Origin of the sequence: Streptomyces sp. NPDC050704 (assembly GCF_040654355.1) — a bacterium.
Classification (GTDB): domain Bacteria; phylum Actinomycetota; class Actinomycetes; order Streptomycetales; family Streptomycetaceae; genus Streptomyces.
On the sequence record NZ_JBFAHW010000147.1, the window covers coordinates 1 to 23,485 of the forward strand.

The 23,485-nt window shown below is 70.3% G+C and carries 19 protein-coding genes; 10 read left to right on the plus strand and 9 right to left on the minus strand.

The window, feature by feature from the left end:
* Window positions 1-125 precede the first annotated feature (125 nt).
* Genes AB0I18_RS45845 through AB0I18_RS45865 form a run of 5 tightly spaced genes read right to left on the minus strand, consistent with a single transcriptional unit; the run spans window position 126 to window position 5,748 of the window.
* A complete protein-coding gene (locus AB0I18_RS45845; RefSeq protein WP_363111757.1) occupies window positions 126-1,436 on the minus strand; it encodes a DUF58 domain-containing protein in 1,311 nt (436 codons plus the stop codon).
* Window positions 1,436-2,425: a MoxR family ATPase gene (locus AB0I18_RS45850; protein WP_363111773.1), complete on the minus strand. Its 990-nt coding sequence runs from the start codon at window positions 2,423-2,425 to the stop codon at window positions 1,436-1,438. The genes AB0I18_RS45845 and AB0I18_RS45850 overlap by 1 nt, the downstream gene beginning before the upstream one ends.
* Window positions 2,425-3,618, minus strand: coding sequence for a DUF4350 domain-containing protein (locus tag AB0I18_RS45855; RefSeq protein ID WP_363111758.1), 1,194 nt, complete (start codon window positions 3,616-3,618; stop codon window positions 2,425-2,427). Before AB0I18_RS45855 ends, AB0I18_RS45850 begins: the two co-directional genes overlap by 1 nt.
* On the minus strand, window positions 3,615-4,364 hold the full coding sequence (locus AB0I18_RS45860; RefSeq protein WP_363111759.1) for a DUF4129 domain-containing protein: 750 nt from the start codon (window positions 4,362-4,364) through the stop codon (window positions 3,615-3,617). Before AB0I18_RS45860 ends, AB0I18_RS45855 begins: the two co-directional genes overlap by 4 nt.
* Window positions 4,365-4,368: 4 nt before the next feature.
* Window positions 4,369-5,748, minus strand: a complete 1,380-nt coding sequence (locus AB0I18_RS45865) for a hypothetical protein (protein ID WP_363111760.1) — start codon at window positions 5,746-5,748, stop codon at window positions 4,369-4,371.
* A 140-nt stretch (window positions 5,749-5,888) separates the two neighbouring features.
* On the opposite strand from AB0I18_RS45865, the gene mtnA reads away from it, so the two are divergent.
* The 7 genes from mtnA to AB0I18_RS45900 all read left to right on the plus strand — a co-directional run bounded on the left by mtnA (window position 5,889) and on the right by AB0I18_RS45900 (window position 14,675).
* Entirely contained in the window at window positions 5,889-7,034 is a 1,146-nt protein-coding gene (mtnA, locus tag AB0I18_RS45870; RefSeq protein WP_363111761.1) for an S-methyl-5-thioribose-1-phosphate isomerase, read from the plus strand.
* 8 nt (window positions 7,035-7,042) lie between these two features.
* Window positions 7,043-7,732, plus strand: a complete 690-nt coding sequence (mtrA, locus tag AB0I18_RS45875) for a two-component system response regulator MtrA (protein ID WP_188114266.1) — start codon at window positions 7,043-7,045, stop codon at window positions 7,730-7,732.
* 1 nt (window position 7,733) lies between these two features.
* Window positions 7,734-9,806, plus strand: coding sequence for an MtrAB system histidine kinase MtrB (gene mtrB / locus AB0I18_RS45880; protein ID WP_363111762.1), 2,073 nt, complete (start codon window positions 7,734-7,736; stop codon window positions 9,804-9,806).
* A complete protein-coding gene (locus AB0I18_RS45885) occupies window positions 9,796-11,643 on the plus strand; it encodes an LpqB family beta-propeller domain-containing protein (RefSeq protein ID WP_363111763.1) in 1,848 nt (615 codons plus the stop codon). The genes mtrB and AB0I18_RS45885 overlap by 11 nt, the downstream gene beginning before the upstream one ends.
* Before the next feature lie 223 nt (window positions 11,644-11,866).
* Complete coding sequence (locus AB0I18_RS45890) at window positions 11,867-12,712, plus strand: ComF family protein (protein ID WP_363111764.1); 846 nt, start codon at window positions 11,867-11,869, stop codon at window positions 12,710-12,712.
* Window positions 12,713-12,993: 281 nt separating this feature from the next.
* The gene (gene raiA, locus AB0I18_RS45895; protein WP_363111774.1) at window positions 12,994-13,722 is read left to right on the plus strand and encodes a ribosome-associated translation inhibitor RaiA; all 729 of its coding nucleotides are present in this window, start codon (window positions 12,994-12,996) and stop codon (window positions 13,720-13,722) included.
* 206 nt (window positions 13,723-13,928) lie between these two features.
* Entirely contained in the window at window positions 13,929-14,675 is a 747-nt protein-coding gene (locus tag AB0I18_RS45900) for a response regulator transcription factor (protein WP_363111765.1), read from the plus strand.
* 111 nt (window positions 14,676-14,786) lie between these two features.
* On the opposite strand, the gene AB0I18_RS45905 is transcribed toward AB0I18_RS45900, so the two are convergent.
* Both AB0I18_RS45905 and AB0I18_RS45910 read right to left on the minus strand, forming a co-directional pair.
* Window positions 14,787-15,962, minus strand: coding sequence for a crosslink repair DNA glycosylase YcaQ family protein (locus tag AB0I18_RS45905; RefSeq protein WP_363111766.1), 1,176 nt, complete (start codon window positions 15,960-15,962; stop codon window positions 14,787-14,789).
* Window positions 15,963-16,011: 49 nt separating this feature from the next.
* Window positions 16,012-16,587 carry a GNAT family N-acetyltransferase gene (locus AB0I18_RS45910; RefSeq protein ID WP_363111767.1) on the minus strand — a complete coding sequence of 192 codons (576 nt, stop codon included), beginning with the start codon at window positions 16,585-16,587 and terminating at the stop codon, window positions 16,012-16,014.
* A gap of 232 nt (window positions 16,588-16,819) precedes the next feature.
* Between AB0I18_RS45910 and secA the strand changes: the two genes are divergently transcribed.
* On the plus strand, window positions 16,820-19,630 hold the full coding sequence (gene secA / locus AB0I18_RS45915) for a preprotein translocase subunit SecA (RefSeq protein WP_363111768.1): 2,811 nt from the start codon (window positions 16,820-16,822) through the stop codon (window positions 19,628-19,630).
* 268 nt (window positions 19,631-19,898) lie between these two features.
* Here secA and AB0I18_RS45920 read toward each other — a convergent pair whose 3' ends face one another.
* Window positions 19,899-20,534 carry an Rv3235 family protein gene (locus tag AB0I18_RS45920; RefSeq protein WP_363111769.1) on the minus strand — a complete coding sequence of 212 codons (636 nt, stop codon included), beginning with the start codon at window positions 20,532-20,534 and terminating at the stop codon, window positions 19,899-19,901.
* A 332-nt stretch (window positions 20,535-20,866) separates the two neighbouring features.
* Between AB0I18_RS45920 and AB0I18_RS45925 the strand changes: the two genes are divergently transcribed.
* Both AB0I18_RS45925 and AB0I18_RS45930 read left to right on the plus strand, forming a co-directional pair.
* Window positions 20,867-21,385: a hypothetical protein gene (locus AB0I18_RS45925; protein WP_363111770.1), complete on the plus strand. Its 519-nt coding sequence runs from the start codon at window positions 20,867-20,869 to the stop codon at window positions 21,383-21,385.
* 116 nt (window positions 21,386-21,501) lie between these two features.
* A complete protein-coding gene (locus tag AB0I18_RS45930) occupies window positions 21,502-22,167 on the plus strand; it encodes an HAD family hydrolase (RefSeq protein WP_363111771.1) in 666 nt (221 codons plus the stop codon).
* Between the two features lie 162 nt (window positions 22,168-22,329).
* On the opposite strand, the gene AB0I18_RS45935 is transcribed toward AB0I18_RS45930, so the two are convergent.
* Complete coding sequence (locus AB0I18_RS45935; RefSeq protein WP_363111772.1) at window positions 22,330-22,896, minus strand: DJ-1/PfpI family protein; 567 nt, start codon at window positions 22,894-22,896, stop codon at window positions 22,330-22,332.
* Window positions 22,897-23,485: the final 589 nt, after the last annotated feature.

Consider the following 23,485-nt stretch of genomic DNA (forward strand, 5'->3'; position numbering starts at 1 on the left):
GGTACTGCAGGGGGGACCCTGTGGGAGAGTAGGACGCCGCCGAACGAATTTTGATAACGGGAGAACCCCGCACCTTACGGTGCGGGGTTTTTCTGCGTTTATGGGGTTCCTTCTGCCCCTCGTGCTTAAAGGCGTCCTGCTGCCTTGAGAGCGAGATACGCGTCCGCCAGTGCCGGCGGGAGATCGTTCGGTGTCGCGTCGACGACAGTGACGCCGTGGCGAGTGAGTTGTTCGGCTGTGCGATGGCGTTCTGCCTGGGCCTGGGCCGCGGCAGCAGCCTCGTACACCGCCTCTGTGTTTCCCCGAGCCCTGGCCATGCGCTTTATGTGCGGGTCGGACACCGAAGCGACGAGGACTGTGTGGCGCTGGGTGAGGCGGGAGAGTACGGGGAGCAGGCCTTCTTCGATGGGGGCCGCGTCGAGTGTCGTGAGAAGCACGATCAGTGAGCGGCGCGGGGCCGTGCGCAGGGCGGTTGAGGTGAGGCCACGGGCGTCTGTCTCGATGAGTTCCGGTTCGAGGTGTGCCATGGCGTTGACCAGGGAGGGAAGGACATCGCCTGCGGCTCGGCCCTGTACCAGGGCGCGGACCCGGCGGTCGTATGCGAGGAGGTCGACTCGGTCGCCGGCTCGGGAGGCGAGGGCTGCCAGGAGAAGGGCCGCGTCCATGGAGGCGTCGAGACGGGGGATGTCTCCGACGCGGCCTGCCGAAGTGCGGCCTGTGTCGAGGATCAGGAGGATGTGGCGGTCGCGTTCGGGGCGCCAGGTGCGTACGGCGACCGTGGACTGGCGGGCAGTTGCGCGCCAGTCGATCGAGCGGGTGTCGTCGCCGGGGACGTAGTCACGGAGGCTGTCGAATTCCGTTCCCTGGCCGCGGGTCAGAACGCTGGTGCGGCCGTCGAGTTCGCGCAGGCGGGCCAGCTTCGAGGGGAGGTGCTTGCGGCTGGTGAACGGGGGCAGGACGCGTACCGTCCACGGGACCTTGTGGCTGCCCTGGCGGGCGAAGAGGCCGAGCGGGCCGTACGAGCGGATGGTGACGCGGTCAGCCAGGCGGTCGCCGCGGCGGGTGGGGCGCAGACGGGTCGTCACGCGTCGGCGTTCGCCGGCGGGCACTGTCAGGCGGTGGCGGGACGCGTCGACGTCTGTGCCGGGCTGCCAGCTGCTCGGGGGCCAGGCGTCGCGGATGCGGGCGCGCAGGGGCCGGCGGGACGGGTTGGTGACGGTGAGGGTGACGTCGGCGGCTTCGCCGAGGCGTACCGAAGTGTCGCCGGAGCGGGTCAGGCCGAGACCGCGTACAGGCGCTGCCAGGGCGAAGTCGCAGGCGCAGGCGAGGGCCAGCGGGGTGTTCACGGCGAGGATGCCCGTCCAGCTGGGTTCCCAGATGCCGACGGGGAGGGTGCCGAGGGCCGCCAGGAGGGCGGCGCGACCGGTGAGAGCCATCAGCGGGGCACGGGGACGTGGGTGAGGATTGCGTTGATGACCGAGTCCGCCGTCACGCCTTCCATCTCTGCCTCCGGGCGGAGCTGGACGCGGTGGCGGAGGGTGGGGAGCGCGAGGGCCTTCACGTCGTCGGGGATGACGTAGTCGCGGCCGGTCAGCCAGGCCCAGGCGCGGGCGGTGGAGAGGAGCGCCGTCGCGCCGCGTGGGGAGACGCCGAGCGTGAGGGACGGCGATTCGCGGGTGGCGCGGCAGATGTCCACCACGTAGCCGGTGATCTCGGGGGAGACCGATGTCTTGGCGACTGCCGCGCGGGCGGCTTCGAGGTCTGCCGGGCCGGCCACGGGGCGTACGCCGGCGGCGCGCAGGTCGCGTGGATTGAAGCCCTCCGCGTGGCGGGTGAGGACGTTGATCTCGTCCTGGCGGGACGGGAGGGGGATGGTCAGTTTGAGGAGGAAACGGTCCAGCTGGGCTTCGGGGAGGGGGTATGTGCCCTCGTATTCGACCGGGTTCTGGGTCGCGGCGACCAGGAACGGGTCGGGGAGCATGCGCGGGGTGCCGTCGACCGTGACCTGGCGTTCCTCCATCGCTTCGAGGAGGGACGACTGGGTCTTGGGCGGGGTGCGGTTGATCTCGTCGGCGAGCAGGAGGTTCGTGAAGACCGGGCCGGGCTGGAAGGAGAACTCGGAGCTGCGGGAGTCGTAGACGAGGGAGCCCGTGACGTCGCTGGGCATCAGGTCCGGAGTGAACTGGACGCGTTTCGTATCGAGTTCGAGTGCGGATGCGAGGGCCCGGACGAGCAGCGTTTTGGCTACTCCGGGGACGCCTTCCAGGAGAACGTGTCCGCGGCAGAGGAGGGCGACGACGAGGCCGGTCACGGCGGGGTCCTGGCCGACCACGGCTTTGGCGATCTCGGCGCGCAGGGCTTCCAGGGAGGCGCGGGCGGTGCCCGGATCCCCGGTGTCCGCGGCGTTGTCAGTGGTCGGGTCCATCATGGACGGCGTACCTCTCTTTCGAGGGCGTCGAGTTGGTCGGCGAGTGCGATGAGGGCCGCGTCGTCGTGGGGTGGCGGCCCGAAGAGGAGGGCGTGCAGGGACTGTCCGTCGCTGTGGAGCTGGGCGGACAGGGCGGGGAGCAGGGCCTCGGGCGCGTGCGCCTGGGCGGGGGATACGCCGGCGAGGGGGGCGAGACGGGTGCGGGCGGTGGAGCGCAGGGCTGCCGCGGCGCGGTCGCGGGCGTTGGACTTGCGGTAGAGGCGGGCGCGGCCTTCGACGGTCTCGGAGGCGCGGATCGCGACGGGGAGCCGTTCGGCGACAAGGGGGCCGAGGCGGCGGGCGCGCCAGAGGGCGGCCAGGACTGCCGCGATGAAGAGCTGCAGTGTGCCCCAGAGCCAGCCGGAGGGGATCAGGTCGAAGAAGCTGCGGTCGCCGGAGTCGGTGGCCGAGCCGTCGGAGAGCGAGGGGAGGTACCAGACCAGATGGGGGCGGGAGCCGAGCAGTTGGAGGGCGAGCGAGGCGTTGCCCTGCTTGTCGAGGCGGTCGTTGTGGAGGATGTCGGGGGCGCCGAGTACGACGGTGTCGTCGGTCTCTTCGGCCGCCGGGATGCGCAGCAGGGTGGGCAGGCCGTCGCTGAGGTAGCAGGAGTCGGCGCCGGGTGCGTCCGTGGTGTAGCGGATGCCGCCCGTGTCGGCGGTGCCTGCTCGCTGGGCGGCAGGCAGGGCGCAGTTCGGCCGGAGCGCGGAATCGAAGCTTGGGGTGAGGTCCGCGTGGACCCCGGGGGCCAGCGTGCCGACGGACGGGGCGCCGGGGGCGACGAGGACGGTGCGTCCGCCGGAGCTCGCGAACGCCCGGTGGAGGCGGTCCTGTTGACGGCCGGTCAGCAGGTCGGGCTTGGCGACGAGCAGGGTGGTGTCGGAGTCGGCCGCAGAGGCCGCCTCGTCCAGGGTGGTGACTACGCGTGTGGACACGCCTCGGTCCGCGAGGAGTTCGGCGACGGCGCGGCTGCCGTAAGGGTCGGCGGAGCGTGGGTCAAGGTTGCCGTGCTGGGCGCCGGAGCGGACCGCGGCGATGGCGATGGCGGCCGCCAGGAGGATCACGAGGGCGAGCAGGACACCGCGCGTGCGGGTCCACACCTGGCGGGTGGTGGGGGAGGCCGAGGTGGTCGGGAGCGTGGCCTCGGTGGTCATCCGGCGGCCCCCTGGTGGGCGCTGTGGGCCGTGTTCTGGCCGCTGCTCGCGAGTACCGGCTTGGTGCGTTCCACGTCGCGGTCGAGGTCGGCGAGGCGGTGGTACGTGTCCGAGGTGGCCGTCCGGCCGCCGTACGTCACGTCGTCGAAGTCCCGGGCGGCGGCGCGCAGTCGGTCGGTGTGGGCGGGGAGTGAGCGGCCCGCTTCGGCGGCTGCCTCGTCGGCGGTGCGGCCGGGGCGGGGGTCCAGCAGAGCGCGCTCCTCGAGGGAGCGGACCACGGCACGCATGCGCTCCTGGACGGCTTGGTTCCAGTGGCCCTGGGCCGCGTGTGCTTCGGCGGCGGCGCGGTGTTCGGCGGCGCTGCGAGGCCGGTCGTCGAAGAGCGGGGCCGCGGACGTCGGACCGCGGCGGGGGCTGCCGAGGCGCCACCAGAGGGCGCCGATGACCGCCACGGCCGCCAGCGCGACGACGAGAAGGCCGAGTGAGCCGCCCGGGGTCGCTGCCGAGGCGGCGCTGAAGAGTTTGTCGATCCACTCCCAGAAGGCGTCCAGGGCACGCTGGATCAGGCTGGGGTCGTTCTCGTGGTACATCCGCTTGGACAGCTCGCGCCTGGCCGCCTCCCGCGCGGGGTCGCGCGGGGTCGTCACCGGTGGTTCGTCACCTGAGCGTGAGAACGCGAGTACGGCCATGTCGTTGGCGCCCGGCAGCGCCCGCACCACTGTGAGAACTCCCCCCGCCGAACTCACCGCATCAGCTCCCCGGGGTGGCGCCGGGCGCTCCGGAGCCGTAGCCCTGGACACCGGCGGTGCGGGCCAGGTCGATGTCGAGGGCCTCGCGGCGGATCCGCTGGTCGATGTAGAGGAGCACGGTGACGCCCGCGGTGATCGGGAACGTGAGCATGGCACCGATCACCGAGCCGATGCCGCTGACGATGAGGAACGTCCAGCCGAGATCGCCGGTGCCGCTGTTGAGGAAGCCGCTGACTCCGTCACCGCTCAGCGCGGCGGCGAGGAAGGCGAACGGGATCACGATGATCGACGCGACGATGTTCGCGATGATCGTGGCAAGCAGTTGAATGCCGAAGACCCGCCACCAGGAACCGCGGACCAGCTTCGCGGAGCGGCTCAGCGACTTCAGGACGCCCTGCTTCTCCAGCATCAGGGCGGGCGAGGCCAGCGAGAAGCGAACCAGCAGCCAAAGGGCGACGACACCCGCGGCCAGGCCGCCGAGGACGGCGAGCGCGGTGGCCCCGTCGCCTCCGCCCGCGACGGCGGCCAGGATGCCGGGCAGAGTGCCGACGGCGACGATCACGACGCCGATGAGCGGGAACAGGAAGGTCAGGCCGACGAGCTTGACCAGCTGGGGCCGGGCGTCACGCCAGGCCTCGGCCGTGGTCACCGACTTGCCGAGGACGGCGCGGCTGGTCACGGTGGTGAGCAGGGCCGTCGCGACGATGGTGCCGAGCAGGGTGATCAGCAGGACGACGCCGGAGTTGAGCAGGGTGTCACCCAGGGCGCGGCTCAGCTCGCTGACGCTGGCGCTGGGGTCGTTGAGGGTGTCCGTGCTGGCGCTGTCGTCCAGGGCGAAGCCCTGGATCAGGATCACGGCGATCTGTGTGAAGACCGCGACGGCCAGCGAAATGCCGATGACCGTACGCCAGTGCGTACGCATGGTCGACACCGCGCCGTCGAGGATCTCGCCGACGCCGAGCGGCCGGAGTGGGATCACGCCGGGCTTGGCCGCGGGCGGGGGACCGCCCCAGCCGCCTCCCCAGCCGGGGTAGCCGGCGGGACCGGGTCCGTAGCCACCGCCGCCGTGTCCGGCAGGACCGCCTGGGCCGCCGTATCCGCCGGGGCCGGCGGGAGGCCGGCCGCCCCAGCCTGGGCTGGGCGGAGGTGGTGGCGGGGTCTGGTGCGGGTCGGCCTGAGGGCCGCTGGGCGCGGGCCACTGGGCGGGCGGGGGCTGCTCCTTGGACCACTTCGAGCCCGGGCCGGAGGGGTCGGGCTGATCCGGCTGGTCCGCGGGCTCTGGAGGGCCGGGCTGGTTCGTGCCGGAAGGCCCCGGCTCCTGCCCGTTCTGCCCGTTGGAGGGGGCAGATCCGGGCGATGCCCAGCCCGGAGTGTCGTTCATCGTCGCTCCTTCACGATGCCGGTCCGCGGTCGCGGCGGCAGGTTGGCAGCCATCGTGCCACGGTGCGCCGGGGAAGTGACCGGCCGCCGTATGGGCTGCACACCTTCAATTGTCCGCTCGGTAAGGGGCAGACTGGGCGGATGGCTGATCAGTACGCGCAATCGCGCGAGGACAACCGGCCCACCGAGATACCGGCGATCCGCTGGGACGAGCCACCAGAGGGCCCTGTGCTGGTCCTCCTCGACCAGACACGGCTGCCGGCCGAGGAGGTCGAGCTGGTGTGCACGGACGCGCCCGCACTGGTGGAGGCGATCCGTACGCTCGCTGTGCGCGGGGCGCCGTTGCTCGGTATCGCGGGGGCGTACGGGGTCGCGCTCGCCGCCGTGCGGGGCTTCGACGTGGACGACGCCGCGGCCGCGCTCGCGAGCGCACGGCCCACCGCGGTGAACCTCTCGCACGGCGTCCGCAGGGCACAGGCGGCTCACCATGCCGTCCTCCGGGGCGGCGGTGACCAGAAGCAGGCCGCCGAGGCCGCGCTGGCCTCCGCGCGGGCGCTCCACGCGGAAGACGCCGAGGCCAGTGTGCGTATGGCCGCGTGCGGTCTGGCACTGTTGGACGAGCTGCTGCCCGGCGGCAACCACCGGATTCTGACGCACTGCAACACGGGGGCGCTGGTGTCCGGCGGTGAGGGCACGGCGTTCGCGGTGGCGCTCGCGGCGCACCGGGCCGGGCGGCTGCGCAGGCTCTGGGTGGACGAGACGCGGCCGTTGCTGCAGGGTGCTCGCCTGACGGCGTATGAGGCGGCGCGCAGCGGAATGGCGTACACCTTGCTCACGGACAACGCGGCGGGATCGCTGTTCTCGGCGGGAGAGGTGGATGCGGTGCTGATCGGTGCCGACCGGATCGCGGCCGACGGTTCGGTGGCCAACAAGGTGGGGAGCTATCCGCTCGCGGTGCTGGCCAGGTACCACCACGTGCCGTTCATCGTGGTGGCGCCGGTGACGACGGTGGACCCGGACACCCCGGACGGAGCATCCATCGAGGTCGAGCAGCGAGCCGGTCATGAAGTGACGGAGATCACAGCACCCCAGGTGCCGGTGGCGGGAGCGGAAGCGGGAGGCGGGATACCGGTGGCACCCCTGGGGACCCAGGCGTACAACCCGGCGTTCGACGTGACACCGCCGGAGCTGGTGACGGCGATCGTCACCGAGGAGGGCGCCGTGTCGCCCGTGACAGCTGAGGCTCTGGCCGAGCTGTGTGACAGGTCACGCCAGGTAACGATTTAGTTAATGGGATGATGTCGTTTATGAAGGGACGAGTCCTTGTCGTCGATGACGACACCGCACTGGCCGAGATGCTCGGCATTGTGTTGCGTGGTGAAGGTTTTGAGCCGTCTTTCGTAGCCGACGGCGACAAGGCGCTGGCCGCTTTCCGTGAGAGCAAGCCCGATCTGGTGCTCCTGGACCTGATGCTTCCCGGCCGGGACGGTATCGAGGTGTGCCGCCTGATCAGGGCGGAGTCCGGGGTGCCGATCGTGATGCTCACAGCGAAGAGCGACACCGTCGATGTCGTGGTCGGCCTCGAGTCGGGTGCCGACGACTACATCGTGAAGCCGTTCAAGCCAAAGGAGTTGGTCGCACGGATCAGGGCGCGGCTGCGGAGGTCCGAGGAGCCGGCGCCCGAACAGCTCGCGATCGGCGATCTGGTCATCGACGTGGCCGGTCACTCTGTGAAGCGGGACGGCGCGTCGATCGCGCTGACTCCGCTGGAGTTCGACCTGCTGGTGGCGCTGGCCCGTAAGCCCTGGCAGGTGTTCACGCGTGAGGTGCTTCTGGAGCAGGTCTGGGGCTACCGGCACGCGGCGGACACCCGGCTGGTGAACGTCCATGTGCAGCGGCTGCGCTCCAAGGTCGAGAAGGACCCGGAGCGGCCGGAGATCGTGGTGACCGTCCGCGGCGTCGGTTACAAGGCCGGACCGAGCTGACATGTCCAGGGACAGTGCCGCTTCGGCGCCCGGGCAGCCGGGATCCCGCGCGGGGCGGCCTGTCGGGCACAGGACGACGGGCCCCCGCTGGGGACGGTACGTCGAGGGCGGGCTGCTGCGGGGCGGCGTCCAGGGCAGCCCGGTCCTTCGGCTGTTCATGCGCTGGGTGCGTCGTCCGCTGCTGCCCGTCATGCGGCTGTGGCGGCGCAACATCCAGCTCAAGGTCGTCGTCACGACGCTGCTGATGTCGCTGGGCGTCGTCCTGCTGCTGGGCTTCGTCGTGATCGGGCAGGTGCGCAACGGGCTGCTGGACGCCAAGGTGAAGGCCTCGCAGAGCCAGGCCACCGGCGGGTTCACGGCTGCCAAGCAGGAAGCCGACAGCGCGGCCGACGCGGGCGGGGACGACCGTTCGGGCCCGGACGACAACCCCGTACAGAACGTCGGCGGCTGGATGAGCGCCCTCGTGGAGTCGCTCTCCAGCGGCGGCCAGGGCGCGTTCAACGTCGTGACCCTCAGCACCCCCTCCGTGGGCAACGACAACCGGGGCCTCGGACCGCGTGCGTCGGGTTCCGTGAACTGGAACCTCAGCGTTCCCGAGAACCTGCGCGAACGTGTCGACGAAGGCGCGGGCGCGGTCCAGAGCTACACGCGCATCGTCTACGACAACGGCCAGGAGTCCCAGCCGGGGCTGATCATCGGCACGCAGATCAACGACCCCAACGGAGATCCGTACCAGCTGTACTACCTCTTCCCGCTCACGCAGGAGGAGAAGTCGCTCAGCCTGGTCAAGGGGACGCTCGCGACGGCGGGCCTGTTCGTCGTGGTGCTGCTCGGGGCGATCGCCTGGCTCGTGGTGCGCCAGGTCGTCACGCCCGTACGGATGGCCGCCGGGATCGCCGAGCGGCTGTCCGCGGGGCGACTCCAGGAACGTATGAAGGTCACCGGTGAGGACGACATCGCGCGGCTCGGCGAGGCCTTCAACAAGATGGCGCAGAACCTCCAGCTGAAGATCCAGCAGCTGGAGGACCTGTCGCGGATGCAGCGGCGGTTCGTGTCCGACGTGTCGCACGAGCTGCGAACGCCGCTGACGACCGTGCGGATGGCGGCTGACGTCATCCATGACGCGCGCGTGGACTTCGATCCGATGACAGCCCGGTCGGCCGAGTTGCTCGCCGACCAGCTCGACCGGTTCGAGACGCTGCTCGCGGACCTGCTGGAGATCAGCCGCTTCGACGCGGGGGCCGCGGCCCTGGAGGCCGAGCCGATAGACCTGCGAGTAGTCGTACGCAGGGTCGTCAGCGGGGCCGAGCCGCTCGCCGAGCGCAAGGGCACCCACGTACGGATCGTCGGAGACCAGCAGCCGGTGGTCGCCGAGGCGGATGCCCGGCGGGTCGAGCGGGTGCTGCGCAATCTCGTCGTCAACGCCGTGGAACACGGTGAGGGCAAGGACGTCGTGGTCAAGCTCGCGACGGCGGGCGGGGCGGTCGCGATCGCGGTGCGCGACTACGGAGTGGGGCTCAAGCCCGGCGAGGCGACCCGGGTGTTCAGCCGCTTCTGGCGGGCCGACCCGGCACGCGCGCGGACCACCGGCGGTACGGGTCTTGGGCTGTCCATCGCCCTGGAGGACGCGCGGCTGCACGGCGGCTGGCTGCAGGCGTGGGGTGAGCCGGGCGGCGGCTCGCAGTTCCGGCTCACCTTGCCGCGGACCGCCGACGAGCCGCTGCGGGGGTCGCCGATACCCCTGGAGCCCAAGGACTCGCGGCGCAACCGCGGACTGAACGACGCGGGACTTCCCCTCGGCGGCACGCCGAAGCTGGCCACGGTGCCCGCGCAGCACGTCAGCGAGCGCGCCGTGCCGCCGATCCCGCCGCGCACGCTGCACACCCCCGGGCCGGCGGGAGCGGTCGACCCGGCGGCGCTGCCCGGCAACGGCGCGCGCGTGGTGCCGCGGCCCACGGCGGACGCCCGTGGCCGGACGGCGGCGCCGGGAGAGGCGCCGCCGGAGGACGACCGGGGAACCGGTGAGGAGACGGATCCGTTGAAGCAGCGTGGGGAGGGGTCTCGTGGGCGCTGACCGCGATCGGGGCGGCCACCGGCGACCGGTGCGCGTGGTGGCGTACGCCGGCTGCGGGGCCGTACTGCTGGCCGGGTGCGCCTCGATGCCGGACAGCGGGGATCTGCGCGGGGTCGAGGCCTCGCAGCGGCCGGACGTACAGGTCCGGGTCTTCGCCATGCCGCCACGGGAGAACGCGCAGCCCGAGGAGATCGTGCAGGGCTTCCTTGAGGCGCTGACCAGCGACGACCCGCAGTTCGAGACGGCGCGCAAGTATCTGACCCGCGAGGCGTCGAAGAACTGGCGCCCGTACCGGTCGACGACGGTCCTCGCGGACGGCCCGGTCCCCATGGCGGAGCGCAACGTCAGCAGGGAGGCGACCGGCGACTACGAGTACGCGCTGACCGGCGCCAAGGTCGCCAAGGTGGACTCGCAGTTCGCGTACGAGCCCACCAAGGGGACGTACAACGGGAAGGTGCACCTCACCGAGCAGAAGGCGGCGGACGGCACCAAGCAGTGGCGCATCGACGCGCTGCCGCAGGGCTTGGTGATGGGCCTGTCCGACTTCCAGCGCAACTACAAGTCCGTCAACAAGTACTTCTTCGCGTCGAATTCGGAGGGCGGAGCCGGCGAGCAGCGCGGGGCCGTCTCCGATCCCATCTACGTGCGCGAGCAGGTGGACCCGGTGACGCAGATGGTCCGCTCGTTGCTGAAGGGGCCGACGAGCTGGCTCAAGCCGGTGGTCAGGTCGAGCTTCCCGACCGGTACGGCGCTGAAGAAGGACGTCAAGTCGTTGGCGCCCGACGACCAGAACAAGCTGACGGTGCCGCTGAACGGCAAGGCCGACCGGGTCGGGCAGTCCGTGTGCACCGAGATGGCGGCCCAGATCCTGTTCACCCTCCAGGACCTGACGCCCACCGGCATAGAAGAAGTGGAGCTGCTGCGCTCGGACGGCTCGCAGTTGTGCGTACTCCCCGACGAGCGGGCCGACATCTTCTTCGCGCACGGCCCGGCGAAGCGCGCCGAGTACGAGTACTTCATCGACGGCGAGAAGCGGCTGGTCCGGATGTCGGTCCGGGACAGCGAGCCGAAACCCGAGCCGGTGCCCGGTGCGCTCGGCGACGGCGACAAGGCGCTGCGGGCGGCCGCGGTCTCGCGGGACGAGGACACGGCGGCCGGCGTGTCGCTCGACGGGCGTTCGTTGTACGTCGGGTCGCTCGCGACGGGCGGTTCGCTCGGGGATCCCGTGCTGCGCAGCAAGGCCACTTCGGAGGACAACGGGCTGACGACGCCCAGTTGGGACGCGAGCGACGATCTGTGGGTGGCCGACCGCGACCCGAAGAACCCCCGGCTGCTCCTGCTGGAGAAGGGTGCCGGCGAGCCCATGGCGGTCACGACGCCCGGGCTCGACGGGCGGATCGAGGCGGTGCGGGTGGCCGCGGACGGTGTGCGGGTCGCGCTGATCGTGCGGAAGGACGGCAGGACGTCCCTGCAGATAGGGCGGGTCGAACGGCAGGACGGGCCGGGTGGGCGGACGGCTGTCGGCATCCACGAACTGAGGTCGGTGGCGCCGAAGCTTGAAGACGTCACGGCCATGTCCTGGGCCGGCGACAGCCGCCTGGTGGTGGCCGGGCGTGAGGCGCGCGGTGTCCAGCAGATCCAGTACGTCCAGGTCGACGGCTCCACGCCGGTCGGCTCGGCGCCCTCCGCGCCCACCGGGGTGAAGGAGATCGCCGCCTCCGAGGACGAACGGCTGCCGCTGCTGGCGCACTCGGAGGACGGGATCGTGCGGCTCTCGTCCGGTTCCCAGTGGCAGAAGGTGGTCAAGACCGGGACGACGCCGGTCTATCCGGGCTGAGTCCGCCGGACTGCGCGGGACTGCGCCGGGGCTCGGCCGGGCTCGGCCTGGCTTCGCCTGCCGTGAGCCGCCGAATCGTCCCCCGGGCCCTCACGGTCGTTCCTTGGGTCTCTTGTGGGGTCCCTCGTGTGGGGGACAGCGCCCCGGCAGTCGTCTGGAGTTGTCCACAGGGAGTTGTCCACAGGGGTGGCAGGGTGACGCGGGCGTTGGCACAGTGGTGGGCATGCGGGGGTGGTGGCAGGACCTCACCGACCTGGTGCTGCCGGCCGAGTGCGGAGGCTGCGGGAGGCCTCGCACGGTGCTCTGCCCGGAGTGCCGTGCGGCCCTGATGGGGGCCGTACCGCGCCGGGTGCGACCGGTGCCGGAGCCACCGGGGCTACCGGTGGTGCACGCGGCGGCTCCGTACGAGGATGAGGTACGGGCAGTGCTCCTCGCCCACAAGGAACGAGGTGCGCTGACCCTCGCCGGGCCGCTGGGCACGGCGTTGGCCGGAGCCGTGCGGACGGGACTCGGACCCGGTGGAGCGGGCGACTCCGAGGCACCCGTGCTGCTCGTTCCCGTGCCGTCCGCGCGGTGGGCGGTGCGAGCGCGGGGGCATGACCCGGCGCGGCGGATCGCACTCGCCGCGGCGGGTGAGCTGCGGCGCGCCGGGACGGCTGCCCGGATGCTCGCCGTGCTGCGGCAGCGGCGTGCCGTGGCCGACCAGTCGGGGCTCAACTCCCGGCAGCGGCTGGACAATCTCGCCGGCGCCCTGGAGGTGGCCGCGGGGGGTGTCCGGCTGCTGGCCGGCGGCGGCCGGGTCGTGCTCGTCGACGACCTGATGACGACGGGCGCGTCCTTGGCGGAGGCGGCGCGGGCCCTGCGGGCCGCTCTCGCAGAGGTGAACAGTGGTGCTTACGACCGGTTAACGCCCAAAGGAGGGCGGGAAGGGGTGGCACAGGCAACGATGACCGCAGTGGGCCGAGCGGACGCGGTCAGGGAAATGAGCCGTACGGAAGGCGTCGAAGACGTGATCATTTCGGCTGTGGTCGCAGCATCGCCGGCATCTTTCGAAATAAACCGGAACTGACTGGGAAGTTGCGTCGTTGCAGGTAGTGAGAGGTTCCATTCACCTGAATGGAGGTACGCGGTAGTAGAGGGTGACGACATCCGTCCGGGCGAGATATGTTCGGTTGTGAGGGAATGGCGGACGCCGCACCTCGCATATCGGAATGCCGTGCCGTGGGTTTTGCGCAAACACCCGCGACGGTGAGTGGAGATCTTGCCCGCGGGGGAGGAGGAGGTGGAAGTCACCGAGTCCGAGGCTCCGGGACTTGCTGGAGCCTGGTGCAAAAGGGAGATGCTCCGCCACTGATGCGGAGTGATCCGGGAACGGAGTTCTGCGTGGACATCGTCGTCAAGGGCCGCAAGACAGAGGTGCCCGAGCGGTTCCGCAAGCACGTGGCCGAGAAGCTGAAGCTGGAGAAGATCCAGAAGCTCGATGGCAAGGTGATCAGCCTCGACGTCGAGGTGTCCAAGGAGCCGAACCCCCGACAGGCCGACCGCTCGGACCGAGTGGAGATCACGCTTCACTCCCGCGGACCGGTGATCCGGGCGGAGGCAGCGGCAAGCGACCCGTACGCGGCGCTCGACCTGGCGACCGACAAGCTGGAGGCGCGGCTGCGGAAGCAGCACGACAAGCGGCACACGCGCCGCGGCGCCCGCAGGATCTCGGCTTCCGAGGTCGCCGACCACGTCCCGGAGGCGGCGACGCTGAACGGGAACGGCAGTGTCGTCCACGAGGAAGCGCCCGAAGCGGTCGTACCGACCAAGAAGATCGGCTCGCTCGAGGTGAAGGGCGACGGCCCCCTCGTGGTGCGCGAGAAGACTCACGTCGCCTCCCCGATGACGCTCGACCAGGCGCTCTACGAGATGGAGCTGGTCGGGCACGACTTCTATCTGTTCGTCGACTCCGAGACCAAGGAACCGAGTGTCGTCTACCGGCGGCACGCGTACGACTACGGCGTCATCCACCTCAGCACGGACCCGATGGTCGCCCAGGCTCAGCAGGCCCCGGCAGGCGGGGCGCTCGGCGGTTGACCTCGCCCGGTGCACGTTGAGCTGGTGCCCCTGGAGCGCGAATGTGCCCCCAGGGGCACCGGTGTGCGACCCCTTCGTGCCCCGCTCTGTCGTCGGGTTGTCGTCCGGGCATGAAATCATGGCCGTACCGGCCTCAACCGGTGCGCTGTTGCCTTGGGTTGGCGATGGCACAGGAACACAGGCCACGGCCTTCAGGGGGAGGAACCATGGCGGACAGCTTCGGACCGATGCGTGACGACGATGCCGACGACGGCGTCGTAGGCATGGGACCGGACGCGGGCTCCCCGCGCAAGGAACCCATCAGGGTCCTGGTCGTGGACGACCACGCCCTCTTCCGGCGCGGCCTGGAGATCGTGCTCGCCGCGGAGGAGGACATCCAGGTCGTCGGGGAGGCGGGCGACGGCGCCGAGGCGGTCGACAAGGCCGCCGATCTGCTGCCCGACATCGTGCTGATGGACGTACGGATGCCCAAGCGCGGCGGGATCGAGGCGTGCACCTCCATCAAGGAGGTCGCCCCGAGTGCCAAGATCATCATGCTGACGATCAGTGATGAAGAGGCCGACCTCTACGACGCGATCAAGGCGGGTGCGACCGGTTATCTCCTCAAGGAGATCTCCACGGACGAGGTGGCCACGGCCATTCGCGCGGTGGCGGACGGGCAGTCGCAGATCAGCCCCTCGATGGCGTCGAAGCTGCTCACCGAGTTCAAGTCGATGATCCAGCGGACGGACGAGCGGCGGCTGGTGCCCGCGCCGCGGCTCACGGAACGCGAGCTGGAGGTTCTCAAGCTCGTCGCGACGGGGATGAACAACCGGGATATCGCCAAGGAGCTGTTCATCTCCGAGAACACCGTGAAGAACCATGTGCGGAACATTCTGGAGAAGCTGCAGCTGCACTCCAGGATGGAAGCCGTGGTGTATGCGATGCGGGAGAAGATCCTCGAGATTCGGTGACCGTCGCTCCGCGGGAGGAGCGGCTGGAGTGGTTGGTGGGTGGGTGCGGGTTCGGTGGGGGCTGGGCGCGCAGTTCCTCGCGCCCCTTAGGGGCGCGGTTGTCCTGCTCTCTTAATTGAGCGCTCGGGCCAGCTCGGCGTTCAGTGGCTCGCGTAGTTCGGGGGTGTCCACCCTCTCTACGCGTACGTCTGTGCAGTTGACCCAGCTTGCTGCCTCTGTCAGGGCCTGGGCCACTGCTGGTACTGCCTTGGGGCCGGTCAGGGTGATCTGTTTGGCTACCAGGGTGGTGCCCTCGCGGGCCGGGTCCACGCGGCCCACCAGGTGGCCGCCGGCGAGGACCGGCATCGCGAAGTAGCCGTGGATCCGCTTCTGCTTGGGGACGTAGGCCTCCAGGCGGTGGGTGAAGCCGAAGATCCGCTCGGTCCGCGCCCGCTCCCAGATCAGTGAGTCGAACGGCGACAGCAGCGTCGTACGGTGACGGCCGCGCGGTGGTGTCGCCAGGGCCGCCGGATCGGCCCAGGCGGGCTTGGACCAGCCCTCCACGGCCACCGGGACCAGGCCCGAGTCCGCGATGACCGCTTCGACCTGCTCGCCCTTGAGGCGGTGGTAGTCGGCGATGTCCGCGCGGGTGCCGACGCCCAGGGACTGGCCCGCGAGCCGGACGAGGCGGCGCAGGCATTCCGTGTCGTCGAGTTCGTCGTGGAGCAGCGCGTCCGGGATGGCTCGCTCGGCGAGGTCGTAGACCCGCTTCCAGCCGCGGCGCTCGGTGCACACCACCTCGCCGTACATCAGCGCGCGCTCGACGGCGACCTTCGTGCCCGACCAGTCCCACCACTCGCTGGTCTTCTTCGCGCCGCCCAGGTCGGTGGCCGTGAGCGGGCCCTCGGCCTTCAGCTGCTTGATGACCTGGTCGTAGGTGCCGTCCGGCAGGTCGTGGTGCCAGTGCGGGCGGGCGCGGTAGGCGCGGCGGCGGAAGGCGAAGTGCGGCCATTCCTCGACGGGGAGGATGCAGGCGGCGTGCGACCAGTATTCGAAGGCATGCGTGTCTGTCCAGTAGGCCTTGTCCACCGTCTTGCGGCCGACGGCGCCCAGGCGGGCGTACGGAATGAGCTCGTGGGAGCGGGCGAGGACCGAGATGGTGTCGAGCTGGACCGCGCCCAGGTGCCGCAGCACACCCCGCACACCGCCTCTGCGGTCGGGGGCGCCGAGGAATCCCTGCGCGCGCAGGGCCAGGCGACGGGCCTCGTCGGCGGAGAGTTCGGCGGTGGGGGGCGGCAGACTCGTCATGGTCCGCACGATAGGCGGTGCCACTGACAATCGGGTCTGGCCTGCGCAATCAGGCCTGGGGGCCCGGGAGATAGGGCGCTGTCGACGGCAGTCCCAGGTCCGACGGGAGCAGGGAGCCGACCCAGCAGTCGCGGCGTACGCCCTTGTTGTTGATGCCGGAGCGCAGGGTGCCCTCGATGGTGAAACCGGCGCGTTCGGCGACCGCGCGGGAGCCCGCGTTGCCCACCTCGGCCCGCCACTCGACGCGGTCGATCCCCAGCCGCGTGAACGCCCAGCGGGAGGCGGTGAGTGAGGCCTCGGTGATGTAGCCGTTGCCGCGGTGCTCCTTCGTCGCCCAGAAGCCGATCTCGCCGACTCCGAGGGAGCGCATGGTGATGCCGAGCATGCCGGCGAGCTCACCGCCCACCGGCAGGAAGACACCGAACGTGAACATCGAGCAGTCCGCCCAGCCGTCGGGCACCAACTGCTCGGTGAAGCCCACCGCGTGCTCATGCAGATAGGGCGACGGGATCGTGGTCCAGCGCTGGATGTCGGGATCCTGGACGGCGTCGTACACGGCGTCGGTGTCGTGCGCTCCCACCGTGCGGAGCAGGAGTCGTTCGGAGGTCAGCGTGACGGGGTCCATCGGCCGATTCTGCTCGGGCTTCGGTGAGGAAGCCATCACTTTGCCCTGTGTGAGGTGACGGTCACCTTTCGTAGCGACAGGGCGGCACCTTCCGCAACCCCTGCCCGTTGTCCTTATGGCTGTCCCTTGCAGACCTCCCGGCGCGGTGGGGTCCTCGCTTACGATGGCCGTTGCTAAAGCTGTCATTTGAAACCGACCGTCCCAGGCCCGACCGGCAAGGAGACAAACCCTCGTGTCCGTCCTCTCGAAGATCATGCGTGCAGGCGAAGGCAAGATCCTGCGCAAACTGCACCGCATCGCGGACCAGGTCAACTCCATCGAAGAGGACTTCCTCGACCTCTCCGACGCCGAGCTGCGAGCCCTGACCGACGAGTACAAGCAGCGCTACGCCGACGGCGAGAGCCTCGACGACCTGCTCCCCGAAGCGTTCGCGACCGTCCGCGAGGCCGCCAAGCGCGCCCTCGGCCAGCGCCCCTACGACGTGCAGATCATGGGCGGCGCCGCCCTCCACCTCGGCTATGTCGCCGAGATGAAGACCGGTGAGGGCAAGACCCTGGTCGGCACGCTGCCCGCGTATCTGAACGCCCTCTCCGGAGACGGCGTCCACCTCATCACGGTCAACGACTACCTGGCCGAGCGCGACTCCGAGATGATGGGCCGCGTCCACAAGTTCCTGGGCCTGAGCGTCGGCTGCATCCTGGCCAACATGACGCCGACCCAGCGCCGTGAGCAGTACGCCTGCGACATCACGTACGGCACGAACAACGAGTTCGGGTTCGACTACCTCCGCGACAACATGGCGTGGTCGCAGGACGAACTGGTGCAGCGCGGCCACAACTACGCGATCGTCGACGAGGTCGACTCGATCCTCGTCGACGAGGCCCGTACGCCGCTGATCATCTCCGGCCCGGCCGACCAGGCCACCAAGTGGTACGGCGACTTCGCCAAGCTCGTCACGCGCCTGACGAAGGGCGAGGCGGGCAACACCCTCAAGGGCATCGAGGAGACCGGCGACTACGAGGTCGACGAGAAGAAGCGCACCGTCGCCATCCACGAGCCCGGCGTCGCCAAGGTCGAGGACTGGCTCGGCATCGACAACCTCTACGAGTCGGTGAACACGCCTCTGGTGGGCTACCTGAACAACGCCATCAAGGCCAAGGAGCTCTTCAAGAAGGACAAGGACTACGTCGTCATCGACGGCGAAGTCATGATCGTCGACGAGCACACCGGCCGTATCCTCGCCGGCCGCCGCTACAACGAGGGCATGCACCAGGCGATCGAGGCGAAGGAAGGGGTGGACATCAAGGACGAGAACCAGACGCTCGCCACGATCACCCTGCAGAACTTCTTCCGCCTCTACAGCAAGCTCTCCGGCATGACCGGTACGGCGATGACCGAGGCCGCCGAGTTCCACCAGATCTACAAGCTCGGCGTCGTCCCGATCCCGACCAACAAGCCCATGGTCCGCATGGACCAGTCGGACCTGATCTACCGCACCGAAGTGGCCAAGTTCGACGCGGTGGTCGACGACATCGCCGAGAAGCACGAGAAGGGCCAGCCGATCCTCGTCGGTACGACGTCGGTCGAGAAGTCCGAGTACCTCTCGCAGCAGCTCAGCAAGCGGGGCATCCAGCACGAAGTGCTGAACGCGAAGCAGCACGACCGTGAAGCGCCGATCATCGCCCAGGCCGGCCGCAAGGGCGCGGTGACCGTGGCCACGAACATGGCCGGCCGCGGTACGGACATCAAGCTCGGCGGCAACCCCGACGACCTCGCCGAGGCCGAGCTGCGCCAGCGCGGTCTCGACCCCGAGGAGCACATCGAGGAGTGGGCCGCGGCGCTGCCCGCCGCCCTGGAGCGGGCCGCGAAGGCGGTGCAGGCAGAGTTCGAGGAGGTCAAGGACCTCGGCGGGCTGTACGTGCTGGGCACCGAGCGGCACGAGTCGCGGCGTATCGACAACCAGCTGCGCGGTCGTTCCGGCCGTCAGGGCGACCCGGGCGAGTCCCGTTTCTACCTCTCCCTGGGCGACGACCTGATGAGGCTCTTCAAGGCCCAGATGGTCGAGCGCGTGATGTCGATGGCGAACGTCCCCGACGACGTGCCGATCGAGAACAAGATGGTCACCCGGGCCATCGCGTCCGCCCAGTCGCAGGTCGAGACGCAGAACTTCGAGACCCGGAAGAACGTCCTCAAGTACGACGAGGTCCTCAACCGGCAACGCGAGGTCATCTACGGCGAGCGGCGCCGCGTCCTGGAGGGCGAGGACCTGCAGGAGCAGATCCAGCACTTCACGGACGACACGATCGACGCGTACATCGACGCGGAGACCGCCGAGGGCTTCGCCGAGGAGTGGGACCTGGACCGGCTGTGGGGCGCCTTCAAGCAGCTCTACCCGGTGAAGGTCACCGTCGAGGAGCTGGAGGAGGCGGCGGGCGACCGTGCGGGCCTCACCGCCGAGTTCATCTCCGAGTCCATCAAGGACGACATCCACGACCAGTACGCGGCGCGCGAGGAGCAGCTCGGCTCCGAGATCATGCGTGAGCTGGAGCGCCGGGTCGTGCTGTCGGTCCTTGACCGCAAGTGGCGCGAGCACCTCTACGAGATGGACTACCTCCAGGAGGGCATCGGCCTGCGTGCGATGGCCCAGAAGGACCCGCTGGTCGAGTACCAGCGGGAGGGCTTCGACATGTTCAACGCCATGATGGACGGCATCAAGGAGGAGTCCGTCGGCTACCTGTTCAACCTGGAGGTCCAGGTCGAGCAGCAGGTCGAGGAGGTTCCGGTCGAGGACGCGAAGCCGTCGCTCGACAAGCGGGACGCCGTGCCTGCCGGTGCCTCCCGTCCGGAGATCCGGGCCAAGGGCCTCGACGCTCCGCAGCGGCCGGACCGGCTGCACTTCTCCGCGCCGACCGTGGATGGTGAGGGCGGTGTCGTCGAGGGCGACTTCGCCAACGACGACGAGCCGGTGCGCTCCGAGTCCGACGGCCTTACGCGTGCGGAGCGGCGTAAGCAGCAGAAGGGCAGCCGTCGCCGCAAGAAGTGACGGTTCGCTCCGCTGGGCTTGGCCGGTTGAGTGGGTTGAGCGGGGGTTGGCTGTGAAGGGCCGGGCACCTTGGGGTGTCTGGCCCTTCGGGTTGTGGGGGCGTGTTGGGGCGGGGTGTCGGGTGCCGGCCGGATGTGGCTGGGCGCGCAGTTCCCCGCGCCCCTGAAAGATGAGGGCTTGCGTTCGCTCGTGGCCTGCGGGTTCTCGTGGGCTGGGCGCGCAGTTCCTCGCGTCCCTAAGGGGCGTCTCAGTGTGGGGGCCTGTGGATTTAGTCGTCGTTGGTGTGGGGCATGCGGGGGCCGCCCAGTTCGATGGCCGTGCAGCGCCAGCGGAGGTCTGGGCCCTGTTCCAGGCGGAAGGCCATGGCGCGGAGCTGGTCGCCGGCGCCGATGCGGGCGAAGGCCTCGATGGCGCCTGGCCGGGGCACGTCGTAGCCGATGTCCCGGACGACGGGGCGGGTGCCGCGGGTGCGGAGGGGGCCGCGTTCGGCGAGCCAGGCCAGTTCGTCGTACGCCCGGCCCGCGGTGTGCCGGAGCATGCAGTGGACCGGGCGCTGACCACTCAGAACGGCGACGAGACGGTCGGCGAAGAGGTCGGTGGGCCGTGGCTGCTGGGGCACACCGCCAGGGCTCTCAGCAGGCCTTGTGCGGCGGGGGCGAGCCAACTGCGGCAGTACCTCGGCCGAGGTGGTCGAGGGGCGGCCGGCGCCGGGTGCGGTCAGGACGGCTCCGTCCGGTACGGCCCGTGAGGTGCCCCCACTCCGCACGGTCCCCGAGGAGGCGCCGCCCGGTGTGCCGCCGCCCGCCGGTGTCCGTGGTGTGGTTCCGCCGGGGCGGCGGGTGTCATGACGGACGGGTGGGCGGGTGCCCTGGGTGCGCTTCGTCCTGGTCATCACCTTGGTCATGGCGGGGCCTCGTTCGGTCGGACCGGCTTGATACCGATCAGTAACTTTCCGTTGGGGATCTTGTACGAGGCCGGAGCGGGTGGCCGCAAGGACGCTGAACGCGCGCCGGAGCGGCCGGAATGTTCACCTATCAGAGTGATGAGGGAGGGCGCGAGGCTTGGCGGGGCTGGGGTGTACCGGGTGACCTGTGGGGCCGGTGGTGGACGCCTCCGGAAGGGCGGCCCGGACTCGAAAGGGGACACCACACGTATCCTGAAGGCCCTCCCGGGAGGCGCGGTACCGCTGCCCCGGAGCCCTCCGACCGCGAAATCCGACTACGAAAGCGGCCAGCCATGCGCGTCTACGTCCCCCTGACCCTCCCCGGTCTCGCCGAGGCGTACAAGACGGGTGAGCTGGGAGCGGGACCCTTCGTCGCGTACGCCGTCACGCCCGCGCTGCGGGAGTGGTACCTGTCCGACGACATCGAGGAACTGGAGTACGCGGCGCTGAACCGGGCCGCGCTCGCCTCCCTGCGCCTGGTCGCGCTCGATCCCGGGGCCCCGCGGCGGCGGGTCGTCGTCGCCGTCGACGTTCCGGACAAGGCCGCCGTCGCCGATCCCGACCGGGGGCTCGACCCCGCGGCGCTCGGGGAGGTGCGGGTCGGCGGGGCCGCCGTGGCACTGGCCAGGGCCGCGGCCGTGCACGTCGACTCGGACGACGCCGAGGCGGACGTCTCGGCCGCCGCGGACGCGCTGGGGGCGGCGGACACGGGCGACGACGACGCGCAGTTCGTGGTGGACGGGGCCGAGGACCACGAGCTGCTGTGGTTCGCCACGCAGGAGATCCCGAACCTGGTGGGACTCGGCGACTGAGGCTTCGGCCGGCGGACCGGGCGGACCGGGCAAGCCGGACGAGCCGGTTCCGCCCGGTGGGGGGCGAGCTGAGAAATCCAGGAAGGGTTGTCAGTGCGGGCGGGTACGTTTCTGATATGGGGAAGCGCGGAGCGGCACACATCGTCTGGGACTGGAACGGGACCCTGTTCCACGACAACGAGGCAATCATCGGGGCGACGAACGCGGCGTTCGCCGAGCTGGGGCTCGAACCGATCACGCTGGAGAGATACCGGGAGCTGTACTGCGTGCCCGTGCCGCGGTTCTACGAGCGGCTCATCGGGCGGCTGCCGACGGACGAGGAGTGGGAGGTCATGGATGAGACCTTCCACCGGTACTACGTGGAGCACCGGGTGGGCTGCGGGCTCACCGACGGGGTGCCCGGGCTGCTCACCGAGTGGGTCTCGGCTGGGCGCAGTCAGTCGATTCTGAGCATGTACGGGCATGACGAACTGGTCCCGTTGGTGCGGGGCTTCGGGATCGAGCCGCACTTCGTACGGGTCGACGGGCGGACCGGGCCGTCCGGGGGCAGCAAGGCCGAGCACATGGTGCGGCATGTGGCGGCGCTGACCGGCGTGGAGCCCGCTCGCACGGTGGTGATCGGGGACGCCGCCGACGATGCGATCGCGGCTCGGCGGGTGGGGGCGCAGGCCGTGCTCTACACCGGGGGTTCGCACGGCCGGGCCAGCCTTGAGGAGGTCGGGGTGCCGGTGGTGGACAGCCTGGAGGAGGCGGTGGCGGAGGCCGAACGGTTGGCGGCTTGACGGGAGGCGGGCTGGGCCGGGGCTGCTGGGCGGGTCGGGCGAGCGGGGTGGCACCCCGGCCGGCGGTGTTGGCCGGGGTGCGGGATGTGGGGCTCTCTGGGCTGGTGCTCCTGTGTGCCGGTGCTCCTGTGCCCCGGTCTCAGGGAGATGGCTGCCGGGTTTTCAGGTCACCGGGGCCTTCGCGTGCAGGACCGTGAGGAATTCCCGCATCCAGCGGGAGTGGTCCGGCCAGGAGCGCGATGACACCAGGGTGCCGTCGACCACGGCCTCGGCGTCCTGGAAGAGGGCGCCGGCTGCCTGCATGTCGAGTTCCAGGGCCGGAAAGGCCGTGACGCGGCGGCCGCGGAGGCCGTCTATCGCCGCGGTCAGAAGGGGGCCGTGGCAGATCTGGGCGATCGGTTTGTCCGTGTCGAAGAAGGACTTCAGGATCTTGCGGAGTTCGGGGTCGTTGCGGAGGTACTCCGGGGCTCGGCCGCCGGGGATCACGAGGGCGGCGTACTGGCCGGGGTCGACCTCGGAGAAGGCCAGGTCGGCGGGCCAGGTATAGCCGGGCTTCTCCGTGTAGGTGTCGAAGCCGGGTTCGAAGTCGTGGATGACGAAGCGGAGTTTTTTGCGGGTGGGGGCCGCGATGTGGACGTCGTAGCCCTCTTCGCGCAGGCGCTGGTAGGGGTACAGGACTTCCAGTGACTCCGCGGCGTCTCCGGTCACGATCAGGATCTTGACGGCCATGGTGCTGTGCTCCCCTCGCGGTTGCCCGTTCTGCCCAACGTGCCTCCGCGGTGGGGGTTTGCCAAGGGTTCCCTCCGGGGGTTGGGCGGATTTGTTGCGGCGGGGCGGTGTATGGCGGGGTTCTTTCCCCCACCCCGCCCCTTCCCGAAACTGGGGGACTCCGCCCCCAGACCCCCGTCGGGTTTGTTTGTACGGTGCGGGTCGGCTGTGGCTTGTCGCGCAGTTCCCCGTGCCCCTGAAAAGACGAAAGACCGGGGGCCTTGGGACGGTGTGATCACTGCGGGGCGGTGGGGGCTGGGTGCGCAGTTCCCCGCGCCCCTAAAAGACAAAAGACATAAGGCCAAAAGACGAAGGCCAAGGGTCGTAAGGCGGGGTCGGGGTCTGCAGCGCAGGCCCCACTCAGCCGCTGTCGGCTCTCCGGCGTGAGGGGTCGTGTCGGGGTGTCCGATCGCCGCGGCAACGTGCCATGACCGAATATCCCAGAGCGGCGATCGGATACCCCGTCGCGGCACCGACCCCACCACCCACCACCCCAGGGGCGCGGGGAACTGCGCGACCAGCCCCCACCCACCCGCAGACAAACAACCGC

What these genes read in the sequence shown, in the direction of transcription:
- mtrA (WP_188114266.1), top strand. Translation starts at nt 7,043, where the DNA reads ATGATGTCGTTTATGAAGGGACGAGTCCTTGTCGTCGATGACGACACC.
- AB0I18_RS45905 (WP_363111766.1), bottom strand. Translation starts at nt 15,962, where the DNA reads ATGACGAGTCTGCCGCCCCCCACCGCCGAACTCTCCGCCGACGAGGCC.
- AB0I18_RS45900 (WP_363111765.1), top strand. Translation starts at nt 13,929, where the DNA reads ATGGCGGACAGCTTCGGACCGATGCGTGACGACGATGCCGACGACGGC.
- AB0I18_RS45850 (WP_363111773.1), bottom strand. Translation starts at nt 2,425, where the DNA reads ATGGACCCGACCACTGACAACGCCGCGGACACCGGGGATCCGGGCACC.
- AB0I18_RS45910 (WP_363111767.1), bottom strand. Translation starts at nt 16,587, where the DNA reads ATGGACCCCGTCACGCTGACCTCCGAACGACTCCTGCTCCGCACGGTG.
- AB0I18_RS45845 (WP_363111757.1), bottom strand. Translation starts at nt 1,436, where the DNA reads ATGGCTCTCACCGGTCGCGCCGCCCTCCTGGCGGCCCTCGGCACCCTC.
- AB0I18_RS45865 (WP_363111760.1), bottom strand. Translation starts at nt 5,748, where the DNA reads ATGAACGACACTCCGGGCTGGGCATCGCCCGGATCTGCCCCCTCCAAC.
- AB0I18_RS45920 (WP_363111769.1), bottom strand. Translation starts at nt 20,534, where the DNA reads ATGACCAAGGTGATGACCAGGACGAAGCGCACCCAGGGCACCCGCCCA.
- AB0I18_RS45855 (WP_363111758.1), bottom strand. Translation starts at nt 3,618, where the DNA reads ATGACCACCGAGGCCACGCTCCCGACCACCTCGGCCTCCCCCACCACC.
- AB0I18_RS45925 (WP_363111770.1), top strand. Translation starts at nt 20,867, where the DNA reads ATGCGCGTCTACGTCCCCCTGACCCTCCCCGGTCTCGCCGAGGCGTAC.
- mtnA (WP_363111761.1), top strand. Translation starts at nt 5,889, where the DNA reads ATGGCTGATCAGTACGCGCAATCGCGCGAGGACAACCGGCCCACCGAG.
- AB0I18_RS45935 (WP_363111772.1), bottom strand. Translation starts at nt 22,896, where the DNA reads ATGGCCGTCAAGATCCTGATCGTGACCGGAGACGCCGCGGAGTCACTG.
- AB0I18_RS45890 (WP_363111764.1), top strand. Translation starts at nt 11,867, where the DNA reads ATGCGGGGGTGGTGGCAGGACCTCACCGACCTGGTGCTGCCGGCCGAG.
- AB0I18_RS45930 (WP_363111771.1), top strand. Translation starts at nt 21,502, where the DNA reads ATGGGGAAGCGCGGAGCGGCACACATCGTCTGGGACTGGAACGGGACC.
- mtrB (WP_363111762.1), top strand. Translation starts at nt 7,734, where the DNA reads ATGTCCAGGGACAGTGCCGCTTCGGCGCCCGGGCAGCCGGGATCCCGC.